The following is a 25,448-nucleotide window of genomic DNA, read 5'->3' as shown; positions in this document are numbered from 1 at the left end:
TTATCCACAGGATAATCTTCTGTTTCTGTTATCTATATTTTTAATTTTAGCCATTTTATGCAGATTTATTCACCGCATAATAGCCCAGAATTTGATCCAGTTTCTGGATAAATGCTATCTCAGGTTGCCAGTGATAGAGCCCCTGTTCAGCCTGTCCATTCATGCCACGCAGATACAAATAGGTCGCCCCACCCAGATGCTGCTGGATATCGTAGTCCTGCAGGTTGGCACTTAAATAGCGATGCATTGCCACCAAATACAAGGCCGCCTGCAACCAATAGCTGGAATGGGTCATGCTGTCATGAATCGCTTCCGGCAGATAATCTTCTTGATTGGCCCCAAGATAGTTACTCTTGTAGTCGGCAATGTGATAACGCTGCCCATCAAAATAGACCAGATCGATCGCGCCAGTCAGGTAACGTGCCGATTTGGCTTCATTAAAGTCCGGCATGATCAGGCCATAATCGGCAAACAGCTGCTGAATCTGGCGAATCTGCAGCGGTGCGTCACTCAGAGACAGATAGAACGGGAATTCTGACAGGAAACTTTGCTGATCCAGCTGGCTGAGGCGGAAATCATTCTGAATCGGTGTGTTCAGGATGTCCCCAACCCAATCATGCATCAGATTCAGCAAGATATCTTCGCTCAGCTCTTCAAAGAAAAGCTGTGCCGACTGCTGTATGAGTTCCGTAACATCGACAGTTTGACTGGATGTAGCACGTGGCAGCTTGCCCAGCTCCTGTTCAAACTGTTCAATAAAGGCATCATCTTCTAGTTCCAGAAAATAACGCTCAAATTGGGTCATAAACTGCAGGAAGAGGCTTACGTCTAACGGGGGCTGCTGGAAGAAACTATGCCATGTCTCACGATAAGCAGCACTCTGGTCATGCAAGCGAATCCCGGTCAGCAGCTTGTAGTTAATACTAGCCATGACACGCATGATTGTCTCAGCCAGGGCTTCTGCTTTTAACCCGGCATTGCCAGCTATCCGCTTAAACAGTGTATTTAGGTTAATTGTAGATTGTTGATAATGCTGCTGAAAGGCATCTTGTAACCTGTCCAGAATCTGGAAATCCTGCTGGAACTGGTCTTTCAGTTCCGTCCAGATATGCGGTGCCGTGTTCTTAAAACGGCGGCGTATTTCCAGATTCCAGTAACTGCTGTCCTGAAAATCTAGATGCTCAAAAATGCTGTGCAGGAAAGTTCCAGCGACGGTGCCTTTAGGAAAATTCAGCTTGATCCAGTCCAGTGACTGCTGCAGCACTTCGGCCTCTGCCTCCAGATGGATTTCATCGGCGGCACTTTCAGCCTGCTCAGGTAAACTGACCAGATCGTCCTGTAGCACTGCTGTATGCAGCTGGTGCCGCGACAGCGCAGTAAAGCTGGTTTTGGTGCGTGGATAGAACTGCTGTTCCGGCAGAGGATGCGCGATCAGTTCTGGAGTAGCTTTCTCCTGCTGCACCACAATACGTGGTGGTTCAGCTGTTAAAGGATTTTCCACGCAACTGAGCGGATGCTGGAACACCTGATCACCCTGCCCACGCCAGTAGGCCAGACAGGAATCCGATTGTCCACTCTGGTCCTGCAACATGGCATAGACCCGGTGACTGGCACGAGTCAGCGCCACATACCAGAGCCGGTGATTTTCTGCGGCATTCCGTGCAGCATTCTGCAGCTGTGCCTGTTCATGTAAGTCCTGACGGTTCACGGCAATGACCCGTGACTGGTTCAGGATATCTCCCTGCTCATGACCTGCCAGCGAGAAGTTCAAGTTACCCTTATTCACATCAAATGGGGCATCGGCGCCCATCAGGAACACGACTTTAAATTCCAAACCTTTGGAGGCATGAATGGTCAGCAGCTGCACGCCACGGTCGCCAGACAACTTACGTTCTTTTTCACTATCCTTGCCGGATGGCGACTGCAACTGGCGCAGATACCAGTGATACAACTTCTGTGCACCCTGATAATATTCACTTTGCTGTGACAGGATTTCGGTCAGATGACGCAGATTGACCACCACCCGTTCATTGTCAATGCTCTGGCTCGCCACCAGATTGGTCCAGACATCAAACAGGTTTAAGGCATAGTTCCAGGCGCTAAGAAAGCCCTTGTCAAACCACATTTCCCGGATCGCTTCGAAATCGGCAATAAAGGTACTTAAGCCAACTGGCTGCTGTTGCAGCTCCAGCAGTTTTTTCAGATCAAAACCCAGCAACCGGGTCACCAACGCACGACGGACTTTAGCTTCATTAAACGGGTCCATAATCGCAGTCAGCACCGCGGCGACATCCTTCGCCACACTGCTGGCAAAAACGCTCTGCTTGGATTCCTTGTAGCAGGCTATTCCCATACGCTGCAGACGCTGTTTCACCTGTTCCAACGCATAGTGTCCAAAGGACAATACTGCGATGTCATCTTCAGTCAGTGCAGTAGAGCTATCTTCTTTCTGGAAATACAGTTGCTGCTGGGCGGACTGATTCAGTAATTCACGGATTTTCCAAGCCACCTGATCAGCTTCCTGATCCTGTTCACCCAACTGAATCCAACGTAATGGATAAGGATTGCTTTGCCCTGAATCAATCAAGTCTGGATGCGGACGGCTACCGGCCTGAATCAGGCTATAAGTGACGCTTTCACCAAAATCCATCTGCCGCTGGAACAGCGCATCCACCACTTCGACCAAAGGTTTGACCGAACGGTGGTTCTGGGTCAGAGTATATTCCCGGCCCTGCTTTAATCGCACATCGGCATGCGCCTTGTTATAGGTCAGCATGTCACCGCCGCGGAATCCGTAAATCGCCTGTTTCGGGTCACCGACCATGATCATACAGCCGAGTTGTACTCGCGCTGCATCACGCCAGATTCTGGCCAGCAGGTCGTCCTGATCCTGGTTGGTGTCCTGGAATTCATCGACCAGAATGAGGGGATAACGTGACTGCACAAACTGGGCAAAACGGCGGCCTTGTTCGCCTTGCAGAGCTTCAGTCAGGGTACGGATCTGCTGGGAGAATGTAGTTTCGCCCTGCTTCTGCAAGGTTTGCGGCAATCGATGCTGTACGCTACGAATCAGGTGATATTCCAGATAAGCGGTGAGCTGTTTGAATTGCTGATCGACTTTTAATTTTGTAGCAATTAAATTTTCAACAGCCTGAAAAAATGGACATGCCAGAAACGCTGCCCGATCCGCATCCGAATAACTTTTATTAAAGAGTTGTGTAGTTAGCTGCAAGCCAGCTTTTCGCAGTAAATAACATATTTTAAAAATCAACTGGCTTAGATTGGAATCAAAGAAACTCATGCCCTTTTGGGCACCTAACTGTTCGGTCCAGACATTAAAATTCTCACAGAGCTCCTGTAATTTTTTCAAAAAAGTACTATGAAAAGACTTTTTATTTTCAAGGCAATATTGATTAATTTGCATCACATCAGCAATAGGAATTCTGACCAGCTGCTCGATACAGGCATCGAGTTCGCTCAAGTTCCAGTCCACATGTTGTACTGGCTGGAAATGATTGGCGCTAAAATTCAGTGCATCACGTACCAGTCCCACATACTGTTCCGGGGCTTTCAGTTGGTTTTGCAGATACATCTGATTGATGACATATTGTGGCTGCTGCTGGATCCATTCCCGTAACACATCATGAATCAACTGCTGGATATATAGGTCCTGATCTTCGGTTAATTCTGCCCGTTCAATGCGGCCACTTTCAAAGGCAAATTCACGCAGCAGTTTCTGGCTAAAGCTGTCCAGCGTGCCAACAAACAATTCATCCAGCTGATTCAGCACCAGCCCAAGACGGCGGCGGGCATAGTCCATGCGGCTGCCATAATCTTTTAACACTTTCTGGAACAGCGGATCAGATTCCTGCTCAATCTGCTGTGCCATTTCCACCGAATTGAGATGCTGATAGCGCTGGATATAACGCAAGGTTTCTTCCACACGGGCACGTACCCGACTTTTCAGTTCAGCCGTTGCCTTACGGGTAAAGGTCGTTGCAATCACCTGATGCGGATAGTATTTATCCAGAAAAATTCGCACCATCAAGCTGGACAAGGTATAGGTCTTGCCCGTCCCCGCTGAAGCCTCGATCCAGTGCAGACCAGTAAAGGTCATGTCCTGAATCGGGTTGGTTGAAATCTTGGAATGCTGAGGGGCCATGGTCATTTATTTTACCCACTCTAAATGTTGTTGAATTGGCGCATACAGGTCATAGGCAAAGTTCAGCAGGCTGTGCTGCAGTGCCTGATCCGGCTCCTGATCCTGCAAAATAAACTGCCAGTCCTGATGCAGCACACAGGATTCATCCGAACTCAGCGGACGGGCACTTTCATAAGTGTTGTTCCAGGCCGCCAGCAGCTTATCCAGATCGCCGATGATCATCTGGCCCTGTTCATTGGTTTCCCATTGCCAGTCTTTTTTCAGGATCAGTTCGGCTGGTAATACTACCGGTTGCTGCTGCCCTGCTTCCCAGGCCTTAAACCAGTGCGATAAATATTCTTTGGCCTGAGAGGAAGTGACCTTGCTGAATTTCACCGTCTTGTTACTGAACAGTACAATCCGCTCCAGTTCAGCGGTATAGCTGTCATCATTTAGGTAGGCTAGCCAGAGTAGATATTCCAGCCAAACGTGCGCGCGACGGCGTTCCGAGGCCGAAGTCGATTGCATGCTCAACCAGTACGGCGCATTCGCCGGCTGTGGTATCGTAATCTGCAAAATTAGATCTGATGAATAGCGATAATTCTGTTGGGTGGTTCGGGTAATCTGTTTATCTAGCTGCTGCAGGCGTTGCTGTAGCACCTCCTGTTCCTGCTGGGTGCTCAGCCAGGTCGCTTCCTGAGTCTTACCCACTGGAAGGCGATCCAGCATCAGCCGGGTATCAATTTCCTGTTCCTGTTGTAGCAGGAAATCGCGTACTTGATACTGCTGCAGTTTATCCAGCAATAATGGTTCTTGGGCTGCAGGCAGGTCTTTATATTTCACGCTGGAAATACCGACACTTTTCAGGAACAGACGTGCCGGGAAAGTCATATCCCGAATCCATTCATCCCCATGCAGAATCCGGATCTGCTCCTGCTGCACGGGTGGACAATGAGTGTTAATCCAGCTCCTGCGTTGCCCCTCAGCCTTACACAGGAAAGTTGCCACATCATGCCACTGGTCCTGAAAACGCGGGGTTCTTGGCGTACTAAAACCAACCGGATCAAAAGGCTGTAAAGGATGCACATGATAGAGCTGCTGGATATGTGCCGCGACCGGCAGACCATTGATTTCCGTCATCACATCGACATCCGCATCGGGATGTTCGGACTGGCAGATCAGCGCAATATGCTGGATCAGCTCTTGCAAGGAGGTGGATGGATCACGTACTTCACCATCATTGACGTCAAAGCCGTTATAGAACAACCACAAATTTTCCTCTGCCAATAGCAAAGCATCTAAGAAAGCTCCCTGATCATCATCCAGACGGGAGCGATCACCAAGCTGTGGCTTGAGGATGCTCATCAAGTCAAATGGCAACTGCTGATTGCGACTCGGGAATTTACCGGTATCCAGATTCAGCATCACCACCAGCTTATACGGCAGCGGACGAATCTGTCCGATCTGGCTAAAGGTAATTTGCCCGGTCGGCTCGGCCTGATCTAGCTGCATGTCCAGACTGTTCTGGATTTCTTCCAGCACATATGGTAGCGGTAGGCTTAAAGCCACCAGTTCCTGAATCGCATTCGGATCATCCTGATCGTGGTAATCCGCCAGTGTCAGCATCCGCATTTGCTTTTCAATAATTTCTGCGACGGTTTTTAGCGACTCGACACCATGGCTGCGGAATTCATTCACATCCCGATTCAGATATTCTAGCCAGGTTTTCACTGGCGTACGCTGCCCCTGCTCATGCGCATTCAGCCAGCTACGGCGCGCATTGAAATCCTGATAAATCTGGATCAGGGTGGCGATCAGCGGGAAGTCACTATTGAGTACCTTGGCATAGCTGAGAGTATCTTCAAACAGCTGATGTTCCGGTACCGCCATGCCCAGCGCCAGACGATCCAGCGCAAAACGGAAAGTAAAGCGATAATCTTCATCGCCTTCATAGAGTTGTTGCTGTAAGTGCTCTTGATCCAGTCCACGCTTGAAACCGGCATCACTGAGCAGCTGGATAATCCGTTCCACCCGAGCATAGTCCAGCGCATAGTACTGCTGGGTGGCACTGAGACTCAGCCAGTCGGCAAAATCTTCAATAGTAAAGCGGCGGTGCATCAGCTGAATGCGACCTAATACCGCTCGCCAGGCATTGCTGACATCCAGGCGCGATACCCCAGAAATCTGGATTGGCAGATAGATATTGTTTTTTCTCAGGCGGGAATTAGTGCCTTCCCGTTCACGTGGCGGTGGGGCAAAGACACTGCGAATCGCCGGTTCCAGTTCTTTCAGGTTTGGACTGAGCACCAGAATATCACTCGGCTGGCGTGGCGTCTCTTCCGTACCCTGCGCCAGCCAGTGAATAATCTGCTCGCGCAGCACTTCCAGCTGGCGCAGTGAAGAATGGCAAACATGAATCTGCACTGAGGTATCATCGGGTTTGAGCGGGTAGGTATGCCGTTCTGGCTCCACCAGATATAAAATATCCGACTGGATTTTGGCTAACAGATGTTCCTGATAATCATCAACAAAGGCATCCGCCCAGTGCCCTTCTTCCCCCGAAGACAGTTTGGATAATAGCGAGAAGTGATCCCGTGCCTGTTTGCCAAAACGGGTCAATAAAGGATGCCGTGATTCACGGTCTTCGGCATTAAAATTCAGCTGGAACTTTTTCCAGAATGCCGCAATTTCTTCATCAGTCGGTTTATGTCCGCATGACTGCTCGTATTTACGGATAAAGCGTTCCTGTACACCGAGGTCATAACGTGCCTTCCAGCTTGGGTCGACACTGTCCGCCCAGTATTCCTGCGACGGGTTAAAGTGGAAAATATAAATCTCGATGTGTTGCCCCAGACGGCGCAGAAAATCCAGCTGTGCTGGTGGCAGTTCCAGCAAGGTAAACACCACCACCTGTGATGGCAATTGTTTTAAGGCTTGTGTGCGGGTTTCCGGATTTTCGATGCGTTCCCAGTACAGCTTTTCAATATCTAGAATCTTGGCGTAATCATCCTGAAATACGTTCTGCCACAACCAGCGCTGCCAAGCTTCCAGTTCTCGAGCCTGTATTTTGACAAAGTCCGCAACCGGAATTTCCTGACCATTTTCATCTTTCGGGATATACAGCATCTGCTCGATATTTAAAGGCAGATTCTGTCCCCAGTTATTGAGCCAGTTGGTCGGACAGCTACACTGTTTTGGCAGGCAATTCCGTGCGCAATAGCCGCGATAATCCATATAGTGGCTAAACAGGCGCGACACCTGTTCGCAGACCCAGTACAGCATGCTCTGTTTTTTGAGCAGGCGTTCATTCGACTGTTCCAGACGGTCAGCACTGTCGTAAATCCGCTTCACAATCGAATACAGCGGATGCTGGGATTTCAGCGGAATTTCATCTGCAAGAATCGTTTTACGCAGCGCCTGAAAGGCACGCCATTTGATGATAATCCGTGGAATATTCGCTTCACGGACCTGTTCCAGCTCTTTTTGGCTGTTCAGCACCCACTGATAGGACGTCCATTGAAAGGCACGGATACGATGGTGAAATTGTGTATTGGCGCTGATGCCTTTTTTCTCAGCGATTTTCTGGGTTAGCCAAGCCTCCACTGCCGGGGACGGCACAATGAAATGCTGCGGCTCAAGCACCTGAAAAGGTGACTTTTTCTGCTGGCTGGTCACCAGCAGCATGCTATCCAAAAGCACATCAATTTTCTGACTCTGAATAACATGAATAGCCATGAGTTCCCCGGGTTAAGACAATGTCGACACTACAAAACAATAAAGATTATTTACTATACACCCTGTTCTGTCTATGTCACTTTAATCTACACTTATGTAGAAAAATTTCTTTGAAAAAAGCATCTTAGGATGTCAATCTAGCAAAAAAACAATAGGTCGCTTTAGGTAATTGCCATGAAATTAGACAAAATTCCAGATCGTATCGATCCAAGTTTAAATCTAGAACAGATCCGTGAAGAGTGCCTGGAGCTGATTAAGAAACGTGCCTATGTTTCTGCAGGCGCAGCCGTAATTCCAGTACCCTTTCTCGACGTGGTGATCGATGTCGGCATCCTGTCACAGCTCCTGCCGGAAATCAACGCCCGATTCGGTCTGGCACCTGAACAAGTCAGTGTATTTAATCCAAAAACCAAGCAGGTTCAATGGGATGAATTACGTAAACGTGGCGTACAATTTTCTGGTCTGGTGGTGGCGCGCACGGCAGTGAAAAAATCCATCAATAATGTCGCCGCCAAATACATCACCAAGCAGGTGACCAAGTTCATTCCACTCGGTGGTCAGCTGATTGCAGCCAGTTTGGGCTATTATGTGATGAAGAAAGTAGCTGAGGCCCATGTCGAAGATTCCTATAAACTGGCTAAGAATATTCAGCAAAAACAGCAGGCACGGACTGTATAGTTTCGGCCTGACCTTCTTATATTTTTATATCAGAAACAGCTTGAAGACCTAAGCGCCTCCAAGCTGTTTTAAAATGGTTTTCATGATTTCCAGACGCGCAATATTCTTGTCATCGGTAGCAATCACATGCCAGGGTGCTAGCTTGGTGCTGGTGCGTTCAAACATGTCTGCCGCCGCCTGCAGATAATCTTCCCAGCGTTCCCGATTGCGCCAGTCTTCATCGGTAATCTTGAAGCGCTTGTGCGGGGTCTGCTCACGTGCCTTGAAGCGCTCCGCCTGTTCCTCTTTGGAAATCGCTAACCAAAACTTGATGATGACTGTCTGTGCTTGACTCAGGTCATATTCAAAACGGTTAATTTCATCATAAGCGCGTTGCCATTCAGCCGCACTGGCAAAGCCTTCTATCCGTTCCACCAGCACCCGCCCATACCAGGAACGGTCAAAAATGGTGATCTTGTCCTCCGGCTGAAGTTTGGTCCAGAAACGCCACAAATAAGGACGGCGTAACTCATATTTTTCTGGCGCACCGATGGTATGAATTTCATATTCACGTGGATCCAGCTTTTTCACAATGCGCTTAATTGCCCCACCCTTACCCGCAGCATCCATGCCTTCAAATACGATGACTATATTCCGGCGATCCATACGCATGGCACTGGCGACCTGACGGGTCAGTTTCTTTAGTTCATCCTTATAAGTTGCCTGATCCGCCTGTTCGCGGGAAGGCTGGTGTAACGCCTCAGGAATAACTGCCTGTTGCCATTTTTTATTACCCTTACTCGGGTGTTCCGGACAATGCTCCAGATCTGCCAGAATAGTCTGGGCAAACTGCTGGTCACGCTGGGTTTCATCCTCCCCGTCAATAATGATCCAGTCCTTGCTAAAACGCTGACGTAAACGTTGAATCGTGTCATATTGTTTACGGCTACGCCAGTCCAGACCATGCAAGCGGTGCCAATGCATCTCGCTTGGATCTATATCATCCAAACGTTTTTGTAATGATTTCCAGGACAGGTCAAACCAGACCTTTACCACATCAACATGATTGTTTTTCAGGTCCTGTTCAAAAGCACGCATGCGTTCCACATAATCATCAAACATGCCTTCATCCATCGGACGAGTCACATGCATGGCGGTACTCAGCAAATCGGTATACCAGTTGCCAAACAGCACCATGATCTGCCCTTCGGCTGGAATAAAACGCGCATAAGGCTGCCAGAAGGTCTGGGTTTCTGCCAGTGGCTGCGGACGATCCGCCTTTACCCGCAGATAACGTGGATCAACCCATTCTCTGAGCTGTTTGACCGCTTCCCCCTTACCCGCCAGTTCAATTCCATTAACCAGCACCACCAGACTTTTAGCATTTTTCTGTCCACGGGTATCTTTCAGGGCATATTGTGCGTCGATCAATTTGACCGACAATTCATCTTCTTCAAGCAGCTGAAATTGTTGCTGTTCTGTAGCCATAATCTGCTCTGTTTTTCTAGTTCCTGAATGCAGTATAGGCAGGCTTTTCAGCCAGTGGATAGCAATGGCTACGATTTTTAAACGATCTTTTTGCCGATGTTTTCGCCAGATTGGCTGCAAATTCAGCTCAGCCCGTCAATTTGTCATGGCGTATGCCGACAACTCGTTCTAAGATTCCCCGCATCCTATTCATCATCTTTGAACTTCCCATGTCCAAACTTGCGGTTTTAGACGATCTCCTGGAACGTTATTATCAACTGAACTATCACAAGCAGCCGGAACTGCAACGTCGCCTGCAGGATGTGCAACTGTGGCAGAAACAGCGCATGCAGCATACTCATGCCCAGCAGTTTGCGGAAAAACAGAATGTATTGATGTCAGAATATTTCCTGAACCGTCTGTATGGTGGACCTGACTTTGATGCACTGGCAGAACAGATTGCCCGCCTGACCCGTTATGCACATAAAGCAGAAAAACTAATTCCGGATAATGCGGTAAAAACTGGTACACACGCGATTGAACTGGCCATTTTTGCGGTGCAACTGGATGAACAGGTCGCCCAGCAACTCTTAGAAGATTATCACCCAACCGAAGCTCTAAATGACGAGATCATGCGGGTGACTTATTTAAAGCTAGATCAAGGCAGTGCCCGTTTAAAGCAGCTGGATATGCTGGATCAGCTCGGTGCTCACCTAGACAAATATATGCATTCCTTCATTGTGCAGACCGCATTCAAGATGTGTAAGGGCACCGCTGAAAAATACCGTTTTGACGTGATGTATGAATTTATGCAGGAAGGTTTCCAAGCGATGAAGCCACTCAAGTCCGCAGAAAAATTTGTGCGCGACTTTACCACAATGGAGCGCAGTATTATTGAGCGTGTGCATGCTGGCGACCCAAATCCTTTCCGTTAATTCTAAATAAATTGGAATAATCTAAACATATCCATATTACAAATCAGGTAAACAAAGCTTTGCCTGATTGTTTTAATTCCCAGCAATGAGCATTAAAAAGAATCTTATTTCAAAGAAAATTAAAATAAGCTCAAGATCTGATTATTTAGAAATAAAACAGAATAATTCTTTAAATCTATATTCAATAAAACAATAAAAGTTATGCAAAATTTACAGAAATTATTTACCTGATAGTCAAAGCCATTCAATCGCCCTGCATGTTATTCATATAGCCGTATATCTTGGTGTTTTTGGGATGTACCCACGTAAACAAATATCTGGAGAACTTAAATGGGGTACAAACAGTCATCTATTCGCGGCAATGTGCAAATAAACCCGAGATCATCCAGCAACTATCAGATTGCCGCTGAAGACATCCAGATAGATCTCTATAAGAGTCAAGATGATTATGGACAGGTTATATTAATCCATGAACTGCAATGTCCGTTAAAAATCGGGCATTTCCATCTGGTAATTACCACAGATAAAGAGTGAATTATCTCGGTAGAATGCGGAAATCATGCCTTAGGTGATGGCCTGTATTACGACCTGAAACAGTTTGTCATTCGTTATGGCAAGCACAAGTTTATTTACCGGCTACCGGATGTTTAAAAATCCTGACGTACAAAATGAAAAACCCCGGCATCCTGCCGAGGTTTTTCGTATGGGTTCGCTTGGCATAACTCCTGTCGTGCCTTACTTTCCTTGTCATTATCTATTGTTCTTATTGTCTGGAACATCCTGTTCCTGATGAACTTATCATATGAATTTTCAAGTAGAGCAAACAGCCGCTAAAAACCGGAATCCGTGTCAGCTAAAACCTACAAAAGATTTTTAATTTTTTGCCTCCTTAAAAGATTCAACTATAGTGATCAAGGTCTGATAGCGTGCATACTCTATGCTGTAAAGCATGGCGTTTTGTGCTCATTTTTAATTGATTTTCTGACTAGGATTTCATCTAAATCGGCTTTTTTCTGTATATTATTCATAACAATTGCATGATGATTGCTGTATAACTTCTTAGAATCTGTCATTATGCAGTCCATGCAAGAATGCAAGCTTAACCCTATTGATACGTTAGGAGTGACTCCAATGTCGAATGAAAATACCACGCCTACCCCTGCACCCGAGTCGGCACAACAAACAGACAAAGTGAGCCCATTCTTAACTGCACCATTGCCACAAGGCACGCCACAAGGTCAGCAACAATCTTTAGAACAACGCCTGACCGATACGCCTGTGACTGGCACCGTACCGAAATATAACCTGCCACGTGGTGCCAATACCGGTAATGTTGGCCCAACTACGCACTTTGGCTATCAGACCGTAAGCAGTGAAGAAAAAGCCCAGAAAGTGGCAGAAGTATTCCACTCAGTCGCCAGCAAATACGACATCATGAATGACCTGATGTCATTCGGCATTCACCGCCTGTGGAAACGTTTCGCCATCAATATGTCAGGCGTACGTCGCGGTCAGCACGTGCTGGATATCGCCGGGGGTACTGGTGACCTGGCCAAAGTGTTTAGCCGTGAAGTGGGTCCAACAGGTCATGTGGTTTTATCCGATATTAACGAATCTATGCTAAATGTTGGTCGTGACCGTCTGATTGATGCTGGCTGTACTAATGTTGATTTCGTCTTGGCCAATGCAGAAACTTTGGAACCATTTGCAGACAACAGCTTTGATCTGGTGACCATCTCCTTTGGTCTACGTAATGTGACTGACAAAGATGCAGCCCTGGCTGCAATGTATCGCGTACTGAAACCAGGTGGCCGTCTGCTGGTACTGGAATTTTCTAAACCAGTCTTCGAACCATTTGCCAAACTATATGACCTGTATTCCTTCACTGCATTGCCATTGATGGGCAAACTGGTTGCCAACGATTCGGAAAGCTATAAATACCTGGCTGAATCGATCCGTATGCACCCAGACCAACGCACCCTGAAAGGCATGATGGAAAATGCTGGCTTCCAAAACTGTGACTACCACAACCTGACAGGTGGTATCGTTGCCGTTCACCGTGGTTTTAAACTCTAAGGTTTTTATTCATGTGGTCAATTCTGGCACTCGGTGCCATTGAACGTGTGATCCACCATTACATTGATCTGGATGCGATTACCCGCATTCAGTTCAATGCTTTGGCGGGCAAAATGCTGCGTGTAGTGATTGCCTCACCACAACTTTCTGTCGATGTCTTCTTTGATGATGGCAAAATTCGTCTGGAACCTACACCGACCGGACATACAGAAACGCCTTCAATCTTCGAACAGCGTCCTTATGAAGCTCAGGATACGCAGATTCCTGAAGCTACTGCGACCTTACAGGTCAGCAATGTAGTCGAACTACTCAAACTGCTGCTTTCCGATGAAATTGGCACGATTCCAGTACAAGGTGACTATAAGCTTTTGCAGGAAATCCAGCGCATCATGCAGCAAGCTGAACCGGATCTGGCTGCCCATCTCAGCCCGTGGATCGGACCAAAGCTTGCTCATGAAATTGGCAAGCTGCAACTGGCACCAAAACAACTGAAACGCACGCTACAAAGTGGTCTATTCTTTGCTGAAGATGCCCTGAAAGAAGACAGTGGCCTGTTTGCTGCACGCTGGCAAATGGATGATTTACAGCAAGATACGCGTATACTTAATCAGAATATTGATCGTGTTGAAGCCAAGATTCGCCAGCTTCAACAGCAGATTGAACAGCAACAAGATTCAACCCAGAACTAGGTACAACATTATATGATTCCGCACGTTTCACGTTTACTCGAACTTTGGCGCATTGCCGCGCACTATCGACTCGATACGTTGTTTCCTGCGGATGAACTCCCTGAAAAAGCCCGTCATGTGCTGTCCCTGATTCGTATGCATCCGGCAGCATGGTCTAGTCGTGAACGCAAGAATCCGCTCAAGCTGAAAGAAGCTTTGGAGGAAATGGGACCACTAGCGATCAAGCTGGGTCAATTGCTATCTACCCGTCGCGACCTGATTCCACCTGAAGTGCTACAACAACTGGTCCTGCTACAAGACCAGGTCAAGCCATTCGACAATGATCTAGCGAAAATGCGCATTCAGGAATCCCTGAAAGCTGATGTAAATACCCTGTTTGCCCGTTTTGATGCTCAGCCATTAGCTGCTGCATCGATTGCGCAGGTGCATACTGCCGCCCTGCATGATGGCCGTGAAGTGATTGTCAAAGTCACCCGTCCTAACATCCGCAAACAGATTCTGCAGGATTTTGAGATTCTCAGCTGGTTGGGTGAGTTTCTGGAAAAGCGTCTGGAAGCGGCCCGAGCCCTGCACCTGAATGAAATTATTCAGGACTATCGCCAGATCATTCTGAATGAACTGGACCTGACGCTGGAAGCCGACAATACCCGCCGTATGCGCCATTATTTCACTGGCTCGAGTATGATGTATGTCCCTGAAGTCTATATGGACAGTAAGGATGTGCTGGTTGCTGAACGCATTACCGGTGTACCGATCTCGGATGTCGAAACCTTTGACAAGCTGGGCATGGATCGTGCCGATCTGGCGCGTAAAGGGCTGACCATCTTCTTTACCCAGGTCTTCCGTGATAACTTCTTCCATGCCGACATGCACCCGGGCAATGTCTTTGTAGAAACCATCAATCCGGCCAATCCACGCTTTATTGCGCTGGACTGTGCGATTATGGGTGAGCTGTCCAAACATGACCAGATGACGGTCGCACGCATGTTGCTGGCGGTCATGAATAGCGACTTTATGCAGCTGATCCAGATTGTGCATCAGGCGGGCTGGATTCCACCAGGTACTGATCAGGATGCTTTGGCCCGTGAAATGCGCCGTACTGTGGGACCAATGGTGTCTAAACCGATGCATGAGCTGGATTTTGCCGGCATTCTGATTCAGGTGATGGATATTGCCCGTCGTTTTCACTTGGAAATTCCACCACAACTGATGTTGTTATTGAAAACATTAGTCCATGTGGAAGGCTTGGGTACTGATCTGTATCCAGAACTGGACATCTGGAGTCTGGCGAAACCAATCCTGACCGATTGGGTTAAAGCCCAGATGAATCCGCAAAAGAATATCAAGGAACTCGGACAGAAAATCCCTGATTTATTGCTGGGTGCTCAAGACCTGCCAACTTTAATGATTGATAGTCTGAATGGTCTTAAAAATCAGTCTGCCTGGCATGCCAAGCAGCTCAATGAATTACAAAGCATGCGTTTACAAATGGAACATCAGCAAAAACGCAGCTGGATTTTTGGCAGTATCATGGCGATTCTACTGACGATTGCCATTATTTCGCCTTGGTTTATCTCAGTCATTCTCATTGTACTGGTAAGCATTCTTGCAGTCTGGCGGATTGCTAAATAATTTAAAAAATCTTGATCTGTTCAAGCTTTTTCATCCCCTAATGACTTTCAAGTCACCTTCGAATACTTCTCGCCATTGGACTGAATACACTTTGGTTTAAAATAACCTCACTTTAAATTTTAATTGCGGTGTCATGATCCAGATTTTACAGAAACCTGCTCCCGCCCTTACCATTCGTGCTGGTCATTTAGCACGAGAAATGATTTTGAAGGAAGGTTTACAGCCAGCACAGGTCAAGATTATTCCCGGTGCGGCAGGCGGCCCAAAGGGTATTGGCATTCAGGGTCTGGATCAGGCGATTTTTGGCGATTTCCTACAACGTGCTCCGCAACGGTGTACCTTAATTGGTTCTTCTATTGGTAGCTGGCGTTTCGCTAGTATTGCAGCACATGGTGCTAAACAAGGTACTGAGTTACTCGGTGAGTTATATACCAATCTAAGTTTTCATAAAAAAATGAGCCGCCAGCAAGTGAGTGACATCTGTTATGACATGCTGAAAACCCTGGTTCAAGGTAAAGAAGCTGAGCTAGTCAATCACCCTGACTACCACCTGGCGGTACTTTCGATTAAAGCCCAGCATATTTTCCAGAGTGATAAAGCCCTTCCTTTACTCGCTTCTGTAGCAGGAATTGTAGGCACAACTGCTCTAGGGCGTCGTCATAGCCGCCATTTTATGCAGCGTGTGATCAGTCAACCGAGGATGGGCTCTCAATTTAAAATTACGGATGATGACTTTAGTACCCATTATCAGACTCTAACGGAGCAAAATGTATTGCCATGGCTGATGGCTTCTGCCTCGATTCCAGGGGTGATGGCAGCCATTCGGGAAATTCCAGATGCACCACAAGGCAGCTACCGGGATGGTGGCCTGATTGACTATCATATTGACCTGCCTTTCGAAACCGATGGTCTTGTGCTCTATCCACACTTTACCGACAGTATTACGCCGGGCTGGTTCGATAAACTATTTAAACGCACGGCCACTCCTGAAAATCAGGCACGAACTTTGCTCATCTCTCCCTCACAGCAATATCTACAAAGCTTGCCGCTGGGACGTTTGCCAGACCGCAAGGACTTCACCTTAAAAGGATTGGATCAAAAGCAACGCATCCAGCTCTGGAAAGCCTGTATTGCCGAAAGCCAACGTCTAGGTGATGAATTCCTGGAACTGGTCGAGAAACAGCGCTTCGCTGAAGTGATGCAACCCTTGTAATTGCCTACCCTGCCCCGAACTAAGGGACAGAATTGTTTTTTATTTTTGAATTGTTGAGATTTATGCAGAAATTTTTAGTTGTCCTGCAATATGCATGTTTAGCCTTTGGCGTTTATTTGATTTATAGCGTGGGTATGGCGCTATATACCCAGCAATTTGAATTGATGGAACTGGTCGCAGATATTGGTACGATCCTGATCTGTATTGATCTGGGTGTGTTTCTTTTTATCAGTCGCAACAAGCAAGGCTTAAGTCTGGAAGAATATGCACGACAGTTGGAACAAGCGCCTTCTAAACTGGTCTATGTGACACGTAAATTAGGTCATCTGGGCATTATGCTAATTATCTGTAGCTGGATCGTACCGATTATCAATTCATAAGAAACATTCAATAAAAAAAACCTCCACTCGGGAGGTTTTTTTGATGCTTAAAAATTACTTCGAACCTTTAATCCCGGCCTGTAATAACAATGCACCTAAACCACCAATCTTGTTTTCTTGTGGCTTAGATTGTGGTTTCTTGCCTTGCGGGCGTTCACCACGTGCCTGCTGTGGACGCTTGCCTTGAGGCTTACGCTCACCACGCTGTTCATTATTCTGTTCACGACGTGGCTGACGTGGTGCTTTCGCATGTGCTTCTGAGCCTTCTGGACGCATCGACAGGTTGACACGGTTACGTTCTACATCCACGTTTAAGACACGAACCTGAACGATCTGACCTGGTTTCACCACTTTATGTGGATCAGCAATGAATTCATTGGCCAGTTCAGAAATATGCACCAGACCGTCCTGATGCACACCAACATCCACGAATGCACCAAAGTTGGTGACATTAGTCACCACACCTTCCAACTGCATACCTTCAGTCAGCTGCGCCACTTCAGTAATGTCATCACGGAACTTCGCAGTACAGAATTCTGGACGCGGGTCACGACCCGGTTTTTCCAGTTCGCTCAATACATCCTGAATCGTTGGCAGACCGAATTTATCATCCACAAATTCTTCAGCATTGACCTGACGAATAATTTCAGTATTGCCGATGATGTCTTTTACAGTTGTAGCTTTAGAAGCAACAATCTTATTCACCAGTTCATAAGACTCTGGGTGCACTGCAGATGCATCTAATGGCTCAGAACCATTTTGAATGCGCAGGAAGCCTGCTGCCTGTTCAAAAGTACGTTCACCTAAACGCGGTACTTTTTTCAGATCCTGACGGTTGTCAAAACGGCCATTTTCCTTACGGAATTCCACGATTTGCTGCGCAATCGATTTATTCAGACCCGCGATATAACCCAGAATTGCCGCCGATGCTGTATTCACATCGACACCGACCGAGTTCACACAATCTTCAACAACTGCTTCCAGCGTTTGAGCCAGACCAGTCTGGTTGACGTCATGCTGGTATTGACCCACACCAATCGATTTAGGATCGATCTTCACCAGTTCAGCCAGGGGATCTTGCAAACGGCGTGCAATCGATACTGCACCACGAATAGATACATCCAGCTCAGGCAATTCCTGAGATGCCAATTCAGATGCTGAATAGACTGATGCACCTGCTTCTGATACAGAAACACGGGTTAGGTTTAGATCCGTATTGGCAGCCATCATTTCAGCAATGAGTGCTTCAGTTTCACGGCTTGCGGTACCATTACCAATCGCGATCAGGTCGACATTGAATTCACGGCATAGACGTACCAGTTCAGCCAGTGAACCTTCTTTATCTTCTTTTGGTGCAAATGGATAAATCGTGCTATGTGCCAGTACATCACCTGACTCATTTACCACAGCCAGTTTCACACCAGTACGGATCCCCGGATCGACGCCCAGTGTGGTACGTGCGCCAGCTGGTGCAGACAATAATAAATGACGCAGATTCTCAGCAAACACCTGCATCGCTTCTGCTTCTGCTGCCAGACGTTTTTCAGTCAATAAAGAATGTTCAACCGTTGGACGTACTTTACCGAGCCAGAACAGTTTTGCAGTCTGTTTCAGGAAATCCTGACGGGATTGTGGCTGGATCGCATCCAGATTGTATTCGGTTTCAATACGCGCCAATGGTGCTTCATCTTCACCATCCACTTTTAAGCCTAGGACATTTTCCTGACGGCCACGCAGCATCGCCAATAAACGGTGCGAAGGAACTTTGTTTAGGCTTTCTGAAAAATCAAAGTAATCGCGGAATTTTTTACCGACTTCTTTTTTCTCATCGCTGGCAACTAAACTTTTTAAAATGGCAGTTTTTGCAAATGTCGCTTTCAGTTCAGCAGTCAGCGCAATGTTCTGCGCCCACTCATCAATCAGAATGTGCTGGATGGCATCGAGCTGGCTTTCCAGATCCGGATAATCTTCATGGCTAAAGCCAGCCAGTGCTTCTGCCGGATCAACTTCTTCCTGGAAAATTCGTTCTGCAATTGGACCAAGACCAGCTTCTTTCGCCTTGAAAGACTTGCTAGTACGCTTCGGACGGTACGGCGCATAGATCTCTTCAAGTGCATTCTTGGTTTCAGCGGCATTGACACGCGCCAATAAATCATCAGTCAGTTTATTTTGTTCTTTTAGTGATTCAATCACCTTTTCACGGCGTTCAAACAAATCACGTAAATACGATAAACGTGTGTCGAGCTGGCGAAGTTGCGTATCGTCTAGGCCCTGTGTTACTTCTTTACGGTAACGTGCAATAAATGGAACACTGGCACCTTCATCAATCAATTTGATGGCAGCTTCTACTTGATTTGGACGTACGGCAAGTTCTTTTGCCAACTGCTGAACTAAGTCAGTCATCGTGTTTGATCCCACAAGGATAAGTACTAAATGGCATGATTATAAAGACCAGGTCTATAAAATCCACAATTGTTTTTATTAATTTAGCTCAAGGAATTATATCAGTTGTCAGATGTGCTGAAATGAATAATGGATGAGTCACGATATCCCCTCATGCAAATAGGCCAATAAAAGCGAAACTTTTCGCCCTGAGATGTATATATTTGGTATCTACACCTTGATTTTAACTGCGATTTTTGTTGCTTTAGAGCATAGTCAATCGTTATAAATGAATCGTATACTCAAGACATCACTTAGTTTTTGTTTAAGACGACAATAAAGAATAAAGGAGCACCTCATGAGTTTAGTTGTACCCGCTGAAAAATCCGATGCAGTACATACCGAAACCGATCGGGTAGAACGCATTCTGGTTGTCGATGACGATGTCCGTTTACGTACTTTGCTGCAGCGCTTTCTGGAAGATAAAGGATTTGTAGTCAAAACAGCGCATGATGCAACCCAGATGGATCGACTGTTGCAGCGGGAACTGTTCTCTCTGATCGTGCTCGATTTTATGCTTCCGGTTGAGGATGGTCTGAGTATCTGTCGTCGTTTACGCCAATCCAATATCGACACCCCGATTATTATGCTCACTGCACGTGGCAGCGACTCAGACCGTATTGCCGGTCTGGAAGCTGGCGCTGATGATTACCTGCCAAAACCATTTAACCCAAATGAGTTACTCGCACGTATCCGTGCCATCTTACGTCGTCAAGTACGTGAAGTTCCAGGCGCGCCAAGCCAACAAATGGAAGTCGTTTCCTTTGGTCCATGGTCACTGGATTTATCTACCCGCACCCTCACCCGCGAAGGTCAAGTCGTAACCTTAACCACTGGCGAATTTGCCGTTCTAAAAGCCCTAGTACAACATCCACGTGAACCACTGACACGTGACAAGCTTATGAATCTGGCGCGTGGTCGTGAATGGGGTGCCATGGAACGTTCGATTGATGTTCAGGTGTCTCGCCTGCGTCGTCTGGTCGAGGAGAACCCGGCTCGTGCGCGTTACATTCAAACAGTTTGGGGTGTCGGTTACGTCTTCGTTCCAGATGGTGCTGAATAATTTAAAAGAAATAAAAAGGGACTATTAAATTTATGTTTAATGTCCCTCATGCTATTCGTTATCTTCCCACTTAAATTTTATTTTTTAAAGAGGACTGAACCAGCGAATGGCATAGCTAATTTAAGTAACTATTTCTACTTGTTCTAAAATAAAATTCAATTTCCTTAATCAAAGGCAAAAGTGGCAATTTTTTCTCTAACAATATTTTTACTACTTAATGCCTACAGGATGCTGGTGTGAAACTCGACCCCATCGACCCACAAGAATTTACTGATTTTGTCCGTTATTCAGAAAAGAAACGCACCCCTTGGGAACGTTTTCTCGACAAGATCAAACCGCGTTCAGCCGCTATGCGCACGGCTGTCCTGGTTCTATTTGTGGTGCTATTTAGCCTGTTTATGTCGATGTGGTTCTTTTGGCGCACCCTGTATCTTCCAGAAATTCAGCACCATGCACGCTATCTCGCTGTTGAACTGGAAATTCTACATAACCCTGACTTACGCATGTATCACCATGATCAGGAAGTGGATATCGATGCTTACTTAAAAAACCGCATTGGCATTGAATACATCACTAATCCTAAGCAATTTCCCAATATTCGTGAAAAAGTCATTGCTGAGTTTTTTACCAATAAAATTGAGGAAAAGCTGGCTAATGAACTTCGCATTCAAGAAGCAACCGTTTATTTCCAGTTCAAGCCAAGTCCACGCATCTGGATCCAAACCCCTGAAATGAATGGCAACTGGGTACGTGAACCACTAAAAACCTATGCCAACTATAGTCCTGAACTCATTTTTGCTTGGTTGCTGGGTATTCCACTGATTGCCGGTATCATCATTCTGACCTTAGTTCGTCAGCTGAATCGCCCTCTACGTCGTTTACAGAATGCCGCAAACAGCTATAGTAAAACTGGCTCAGCACCTTATCTGGATACCAACCACGGTCCGCTAGAAATCCGTCAAGTGAACCATGCCTTTAACCAGATGATTTATACGCTGGATCAGACTGAACGTGATCGCCGTATCATGCTTGCCGGGATCTCTCATGACCTGCGTACTCCCCTAACCCGAATCCGTCTAAGTGCTGAAATGATGCCAGATGAAGATTTTCTGAAAGAAGGTTTGATTTATGATGTGGAGGATATGGATGCAATTTTAAATCAGTTCATTTCCTATATGCGGGATGGATCGGATGAAGAACCTCAGGAAACCAACGTCAATACTTTATTACAAGAACTGGTAACCCAGTTTAAGCCACTCGATATCCGTTTTACTCCACAGGAATTGCCCCTGATTCAGGCACGTAGTATGTCACTTAAGCGTTTGATTGGTAACTTAATTAATAATTCTAAACGCTATGGTGCCGAACCCATCGAGCTTTCCGCCCATACTGATCAGGATCGATTACTGATCAAAGTCGCAGATCATGGTGAAGGTATTCCTGAAGACCAGATTGAAGATTTAATGCAACCTTTTGTGCGTGGAAATTCCGCGCGTACCGTGCAAGGTAGCGGTTTAGGCTTAGCCATTGTCAAACGGATCGTAGACATCCATTCCGGTGAATTACATATTCATAATCGTCCCGAAGGCGGCCTTGAAGCGATTATTTCACTACCCTTAAATCAGGATGAATCAGAGACTCCGACTGAGCCAACGACACTAGAAAAAATCCGCCAAACTATCACTGATCATTTTTAACGACAGCTTAATATTTAAACATTTAAACTTTCGATTTTATTTCACCTTTCATATAAAATATATATTAATCAATATATTAAAAATCATCATGGTTTTTTATACTGTTATTTAGCTAAAAAATTAGACCTTAGCCTAACACCTATGCAAAATACTTTTTTTGATCGGTACAATCCGTATCAGTGTTCAGGAATTTAAGAGAGTTCAAATGTCTTTAGACCGTATCCGTTTAGCATCCCTACACAATAAGGTAATGAGTGCAGAACAAGCAGCCCAGTTCATCAAAGATGGCATGACTGTAGGTATGAGTGGCTTCACCCGTGCAGGCGAAGCGAAAGCGGTTCCACTGGCTCTGGTGCAGCAGGCAAAAGCTAACCCATTAAAGATTACTCTTATCACTGGTGCCTCTCTGGGTAATGACCTGGACAAACAACTAACAGAAGCCGGTGTATTGGCACGTCGCCTGCCATTCCAGGTAGACAACACTTTACGTAAAGCCATCAACAAAGGCGAAGTGATGTTCATCGATCAGCACTTGTCTGAAACTGTTGAACAAATGCGTAACCAGCAGCTGAAAAAACCAGATGTAGCAGTGATTGAAGCAGTCGCGATCACTGAAGACGGCGGCATCATTCCTACAACTTCGGTTGGTAACTCTGCAAGCTTTGCCATTTTTGCAGAAAAAGTCATTGTAGAAATCAACACAAACTTAAGCCCAGCATTTGAAGGCTTACACGATATCTATATCCCAACTTATCGTCCAACACGTCAACCTATTCCACTGACTCAAGTAGATGAGCGTATTGGTACCCATGCAATCAATATTGATCCATCTAAGATTGTCGGTATCGTATTTAACGGTGAATACCACGACTCTCCATCAACTGTGACTGAACCGGATGATGAGACTCAATCTATTGCCAACCACCTGATCGCATTCTTCGAAAAAGAAGTGGCAGCAGACCGTTTACCGAAAAACCTTGGCCCACTTCAGGCAGGTATTGGTTCAATTGCCAACGCAGTATTGACTGGTCTGAAAGAATCTAACTTTGAAGACCTGATCATGTACTCGGAAGTACTGCAAGACTGTACTTTTGCCCTGATCGATGCAGGTAAAATGAAATTTGCTTCAGGCTCCTCTATTACTCTTTCTGCAAAATACGGCGAAAAAGTATTTAACAACCTTGAGCAATACAAAGACAAACTTGTGCTTCGTCCACAAGAAATCTCAAACCACCCAGAGCTGGTACGTCGTCTAGGTATTATCGGGATCAATACTGCGCTTGAATTCGATATCTACGGTAACGTGAACTCTACTCACGTTTGCGGTAGCAAAATGATGAACGGTATCGGTGGTTCAGGTGACTTCGCACGCAACGCACACATTGCAATCTTCGTGACCAAGTCTATTGCGAAAGGCGGTGACATCTCTTCAGTTGTCCCAATGGCATCTCACGTTGACCACACCGGTCATGACGTTGACGTACTGGTTACTGAACAGGGCCTGGCAGACCTACGTGGTCTGGCACCTCGTGAGCGTGCTCGTGCCATCATCGATAACTGTGTACACCCAATGTACAAAGATGCACTGAATGATTACTTCGACCGTGCCTGTGCAAAAGGTGGTCAAACCCCTCACCTGCTAAATGAAGCATTAAGCTGGCATGAAAACTTTGAAGCAACAGGTTCTATGTTAAGTCCTGCTGCGAAAGAAGCGAAATCTGCATAATTAATCGCATCATCAAAAAACGCCCTTCGGGGCGTTTTTTATTGGGAGGGTTAAAAGAATTGGATCTGACTTGCGATCGATTCTCCTATATCAGCAAACCCATCAAAAGATAATCGAAACTCAATTATTCCAATGGAAACCACCTCTTGATTGATTTGTAAAATTAGCTGCCCTTGTGCATTACGGTAAAAAAAGCTTGTCAGCCTGCTTAAACCTTATTGTTGATGGAGTTCATACTGGTTTAACGCCTCAATGATTTTAAGTCCATCTAAACGATGCGGATCCATTGCAGTTTAAATTGAGTTGTCTTGCCCTGTAACCCTGGCCAAAGCATTATCTTCTAACACTTGCATAGTGGATGAACGATAGAATTCTGCTTTAGCCGTAGTAGTCATCATACCCAAGACCATCATCATGAGTATGCAAGAAACGACCCGATACATACGACTGCCTTCAATGACACGTACGATATTGTACGTATCATTGAAAATAGCACTTTCTCACACACCCGACACTACCATTCATCTTATTGATTTATTAAATATTTTTAAAAAATTTCAACGCATTTTTTTATATGATTACGGTATTTAATTTGCATAAATCTTCTGGATTTTTACCCCTCCATATTTTTGGAGGAATTGTAAAGTAAATACTTAAAAATATTATAGACTTTAAATTTATCAACTGCGCCCTCATACTTCTTTTAACGAGAATATTCAGGAAATTTCATGCGTGTAGATATCTGGTCTGATGTGGTTTGCCCTTTTTGCTATATTGGAAAAAAACGTCTGGAAGCGGCTGCAGCACAAGTTGGTGTAGAGCTTGAAGTGCATTGGCATAGCTTTCAGTTAGATCCTGAAGCACCAGCACGTCAGGAAATTTCCAATTCAGAACGTTTAGCACAAAAGTATGGTCGTAGCATTGCAGAAGTTGAAGAGATGCAATGCAATATTGCTGAGATGGCCAAAGCTGAAGGCATTGAATTTAACTGGGAAGGTGCCAATTCCGGCAATACCTTTAATGCACATCGCATCATTCACTTGGCACAAAGCAAAGGCTTGGGCAATGAAGCTGAAGAAGCATTTTTCTATAGTTACATGACTCAAGGTCTGCCGATTGGTGAGCGTGAAACTTTGGAAGATGTTGCTGCACGTATTGGCCTAAATCCGGTTGAAGTCGATGATGTGCTGGATTCAGATGAATTTGCAGATTTCGTCAAGTTTGATCAGGAGCTGGCACGCGACCAACTCAAAGTGACGGGTGTGCCGTTCTTTGTCTTTGATCAACGTATTGCACTAGCAGGTGCTCAACCCAAAGAAGTCTTTGTACAGGTATTGGAAAAAGCCTTAGAAGGCCCACAAGCAGCAGCGCCACAGTGTACTGATGAACAGTGTGAAGTCCCTAAATCTGAATAATTACACTTATATAAAAATCCCCATCTGGTATGGGGATTTTTTATTTCAGGCGGATTCAAGCGGCAAGTGCAACAGTATAAAAACCAGCCATAACTTCACTCGGTGTATACCAACCTAGCGTTTTTCTAGGACGATGGTTGAGTGCAAATTCTATCTGCTCTATTTGTTCGTTTGACACGT

The 25,448-nt window shown here is 46.0% G+C and carries 16 protein-coding genes and 1 pseudogene; 12 read left to right on the top strand and 5 right to left on the bottom strand.

The annotated features are described in order from the left end of the window. Window positions 1-55: 55 nt before the first annotated feature. Window positions 56-4,168, bottom strand: a complete 4,113-nt coding sequence (locus GW12_RS09900; RefSeq protein WP_034587035.1) for a UvrD-helicase domain-containing protein — start codon at window positions 4,166-4,168, stop codon at window positions 56-58. Then, a complete protein-coding gene (locus GW12_RS09895; protein ID WP_034587033.1) occupies window positions 4,169-7,876 on the bottom strand; it encodes an exodeoxyribonuclease V subunit gamma in 3,708 nt (1,235 codons plus the stop codon). It abuts the gene before it with no gap. Between the two features lie 174 nt (window positions 7,877-8,050). Between GW12_RS09895 and GW12_RS09890 the strand changes: the two genes are divergently transcribed. After that, window positions 8,051-8,554: a hypothetical protein gene (locus GW12_RS09890; protein WP_034587031.1), complete on the top strand. Its 504-nt coding sequence runs from the start codon at window positions 8,051-8,053 to the stop codon at window positions 8,552-8,554. A 48-nt stretch (window positions 8,555-8,602) separates the two neighbouring features. On the opposite strand, the gene GW12_RS09885 is transcribed toward GW12_RS09890, so the two are convergent. Continuing rightward, a complete protein-coding gene (locus tag GW12_RS09885) occupies window positions 8,603-10,021 on the bottom strand; it encodes a phosphate--AMP phosphotransferase (protein WP_034587045.1) in 1,419 nt (472 codons plus the stop codon). A 209-nt stretch (window positions 10,022-10,230) separates the two neighbouring features. Here GW12_RS09885 and GW12_RS09880 point away from each other — a divergent pair, with 209 nt between their 5' ends. From GW12_RS09880 to GW12_RS09850, 7 genes are all read left to right on the top strand, one after another. Further along, a complete protein-coding gene (locus tag GW12_RS09880) occupies window positions 10,231-10,935 on the top strand; it encodes a hypothetical protein (protein WP_034587029.1) in 705 nt (234 codons plus the stop codon). A gap of 330 nt (window positions 10,936-11,265) precedes the next feature. Continuing rightward, the gene (locus tag GW12_RS16035) at window positions 11,266-11,469 is read left to right on the top strand and encodes a hypothetical protein (protein WP_227504161.1); all 204 of its coding nucleotides are present in this window, start codon (window positions 11,266-11,268) and stop codon (window positions 11,467-11,469) included. Between the two features lie 597 nt (window positions 11,470-12,066). Beyond that, window positions 12,067-13,011 (top strand): bifunctional demethylmenaquinone methyltransferase/2-methoxy-6-polyprenyl-1,4-benzoquinol methylase UbiE, encoded by a 945-nt coding sequence (ubiE, locus tag GW12_RS09870; protein ID WP_034587027.1) that lies wholly within the window; start codon window positions 12,067-12,069, stop codon window positions 13,009-13,011. An 11-nt stretch (window positions 13,012-13,022) separates the two neighbouring features. Continuing rightward, a complete protein-coding gene (locus tag GW12_RS09865) occupies window positions 13,023-13,700 on the top strand; it encodes an SCP2 domain-containing protein (protein WP_034587025.1) in 678 nt (225 codons plus the stop codon). Between the two features lie 12 nt (window positions 13,701-13,712). After that, complete coding sequence (locus GW12_RS09860; protein WP_034587023.1) at window positions 13,713-15,332, top strand: AarF/ABC1/UbiB kinase family protein; 1,620 nt, start codon at window positions 13,713-13,715, stop codon at window positions 15,330-15,332. A gap of 133 nt (window positions 15,333-15,465) precedes the next feature. Then, window positions 15,466-16,545, top strand: coding sequence for a patatin-like phospholipase family protein (locus tag GW12_RS09855; protein ID WP_034587021.1), 1,080 nt, complete (start codon window positions 15,466-15,468; stop codon window positions 16,543-16,545). A 62-nt stretch (window positions 16,546-16,607) separates the two neighbouring features. Then, window positions 16,608-16,925, top strand: a complete 318-nt coding sequence (locus tag GW12_RS09850) for a hypothetical protein (protein ID WP_034587019.1) — start codon at window positions 16,608-16,610, stop codon at window positions 16,923-16,925. 54 nt (window positions 16,926-16,979) lie between these two features. Here GW12_RS09850 and GW12_RS09845 read toward each other — a convergent pair whose 3' ends face one another. Then, on the bottom strand, window positions 16,980-19,328 hold the full coding sequence (locus GW12_RS09845) for a Tex family protein (protein WP_034587017.1): 2,349 nt from the start codon (window positions 19,326-19,328) through the stop codon (window positions 16,980-16,982). 337 nt (window positions 19,329-19,665) lie between these two features. On the opposite strand from GW12_RS09845, the gene ompR reads away from it, so the two are divergent. The 4 genes from ompR to GW12_RS09825 all read left to right on the top strand — a co-directional run bounded on the left by ompR (window position 19,666) and on the right by GW12_RS09825 (window position 25,268). After that, entirely contained in the window at window positions 19,666-20,430 is a 765-nt protein-coding gene (gene ompR, locus GW12_RS09840; RefSeq protein WP_034587015.1) for a two-component system response regulator OmpR, read from the top strand. 236 nt (window positions 20,431-20,666) lie between these two features. Then, a complete protein-coding gene (locus tag GW12_RS09835; RefSeq protein WP_034587014.1) occupies window positions 20,667-22,127 on the top strand; it encodes an ATP-binding protein in 1,461 nt (486 codons plus the stop codon). Between the two features lie 205 nt (window positions 22,128-22,332). Beyond that, window positions 22,333-23,853 (top strand): acetyl-CoA hydrolase/transferase family protein, encoded by a 1,521-nt coding sequence (locus GW12_RS09830; protein ID WP_034587013.1) that lies wholly within the window; start codon window positions 22,333-22,335, stop codon window positions 23,851-23,853. 728 nt (window positions 23,854-24,581) lie between these two features. Further along, window positions 24,582-25,268 (top strand): DsbA family oxidoreductase, encoded by a 687-nt coding sequence (locus tag GW12_RS09825; RefSeq protein WP_034587010.1) that lies wholly within the window; start codon window positions 24,582-24,584, stop codon window positions 25,266-25,268. Between the two features lie 55 nt (window positions 25,269-25,323). On the opposite strand, the pseudogene GW12_RS15690 reads toward GW12_RS09825, so the two are convergent. Continuing rightward, window positions 25,324-25,448 (bottom strand): annotated as a pseudogene (locus GW12_RS15690) (IS30 family transposase); the annotation flags it as partial.

This window comes from Acinetobacter sp. HR7 (assembly GCF_000773685.1).
GTDB lineage: Bacteria > Pseudomonadota > Gammaproteobacteria > Pseudomonadales > Moraxellaceae > Acinetobacter > Acinetobacter thermotolerans.
The sequence above is the reverse complement of the archived record's forward strand: the minus strand, read 5'-3'. Positions and strand labels throughout refer to the sequence as shown.

Bases quoted from the DNA above. Each gene is read 5' to 3' on its own strand.
- GW12_RS09880 (WP_034587029.1), top strand. From the start codon at position 10,231: ATGTCCAAACTTGCGGTTTTAGACGATCTCCTGGAACGTTATTATCAA.
- GW12_RS09885 (WP_034587045.1), bottom strand. From the start codon at position 10,021: ATGGCTACAGAACAGCAACAATTTCAGCTGCTTGAAGAAGATGAATTG.
- GW12_RS09850 (WP_034587019.1), top strand. From the start codon at position 16,608: ATGCAGAAATTTTTAGTTGTCCTGCAATATGCATGTTTAGCCTTTGGC.
- ubiE (WP_034587027.1), top strand. From the start codon at position 12,067: ATGTCGAATGAAAATACCACGCCTACCCCTGCACCCGAGTCGGCACAA.
- GW12_RS09895 (WP_034587033.1), bottom strand. From the start codon at position 7,876: ATGGCTATTCATGTTATTCAGAGTCAGAAAATTGATGTGCTTTTGGAT.
- GW12_RS16035 (WP_227504161.1), top strand. From the start codon at position 11,266: ATGGGGTACAAACAGTCATCTATTCGCGGCAATGTGCAAATAAACCCG.
- GW12_RS09855 (WP_034587021.1), top strand. From the start codon at position 15,466: ATGATCCAGATTTTACAGAAACCTGCTCCCGCCCTTACCATTCGTGCT.
- GW12_RS09845 (WP_034587017.1), bottom strand. From the start codon at position 19,328: ATGACTGACTTAGTTCAGCAGTTGGCAAAAGAACTTGCCGTACGTCCA.
- GW12_RS09890 (WP_034587031.1), top strand. From the start codon at position 8,051: ATGAAATTAGACAAAATTCCAGATCGTATCGATCCAAGTTTAAATCTA.
- GW12_RS09825 (WP_034587010.1), top strand. From the start codon at position 24,582: ATGCGTGTAGATATCTGGTCTGATGTGGTTTGCCCTTTTTGCTATATT.
- GW12_RS09900 (WP_034587035.1), bottom strand. From the start codon at position 4,168: ATGACCATGGCCCCTCAGCATTCCAAGATTTCAACCAACCCGATTCAG.
- GW12_RS09860 (WP_034587023.1), top strand. From the start codon at position 13,713: ATGATTCCGCACGTTTCACGTTTACTCGAACTTTGGCGCATTGCCGCG.
- ompR (WP_034587015.1), top strand. From the start codon at position 19,666: ATGAGTTTAGTTGTACCCGCTGAAAAATCCGATGCAGTACATACCGAA.
- GW12_RS09865 (WP_034587025.1), top strand. From the start codon at position 13,023: ATGTGGTCAATTCTGGCACTCGGTGCCATTGAACGTGTGATCCACCAT.
- GW12_RS09830 (WP_034587013.1), top strand. From the start codon at position 22,333: ATGTCTTTAGACCGTATCCGTTTAGCATCCCTACACAATAAGGTAATG.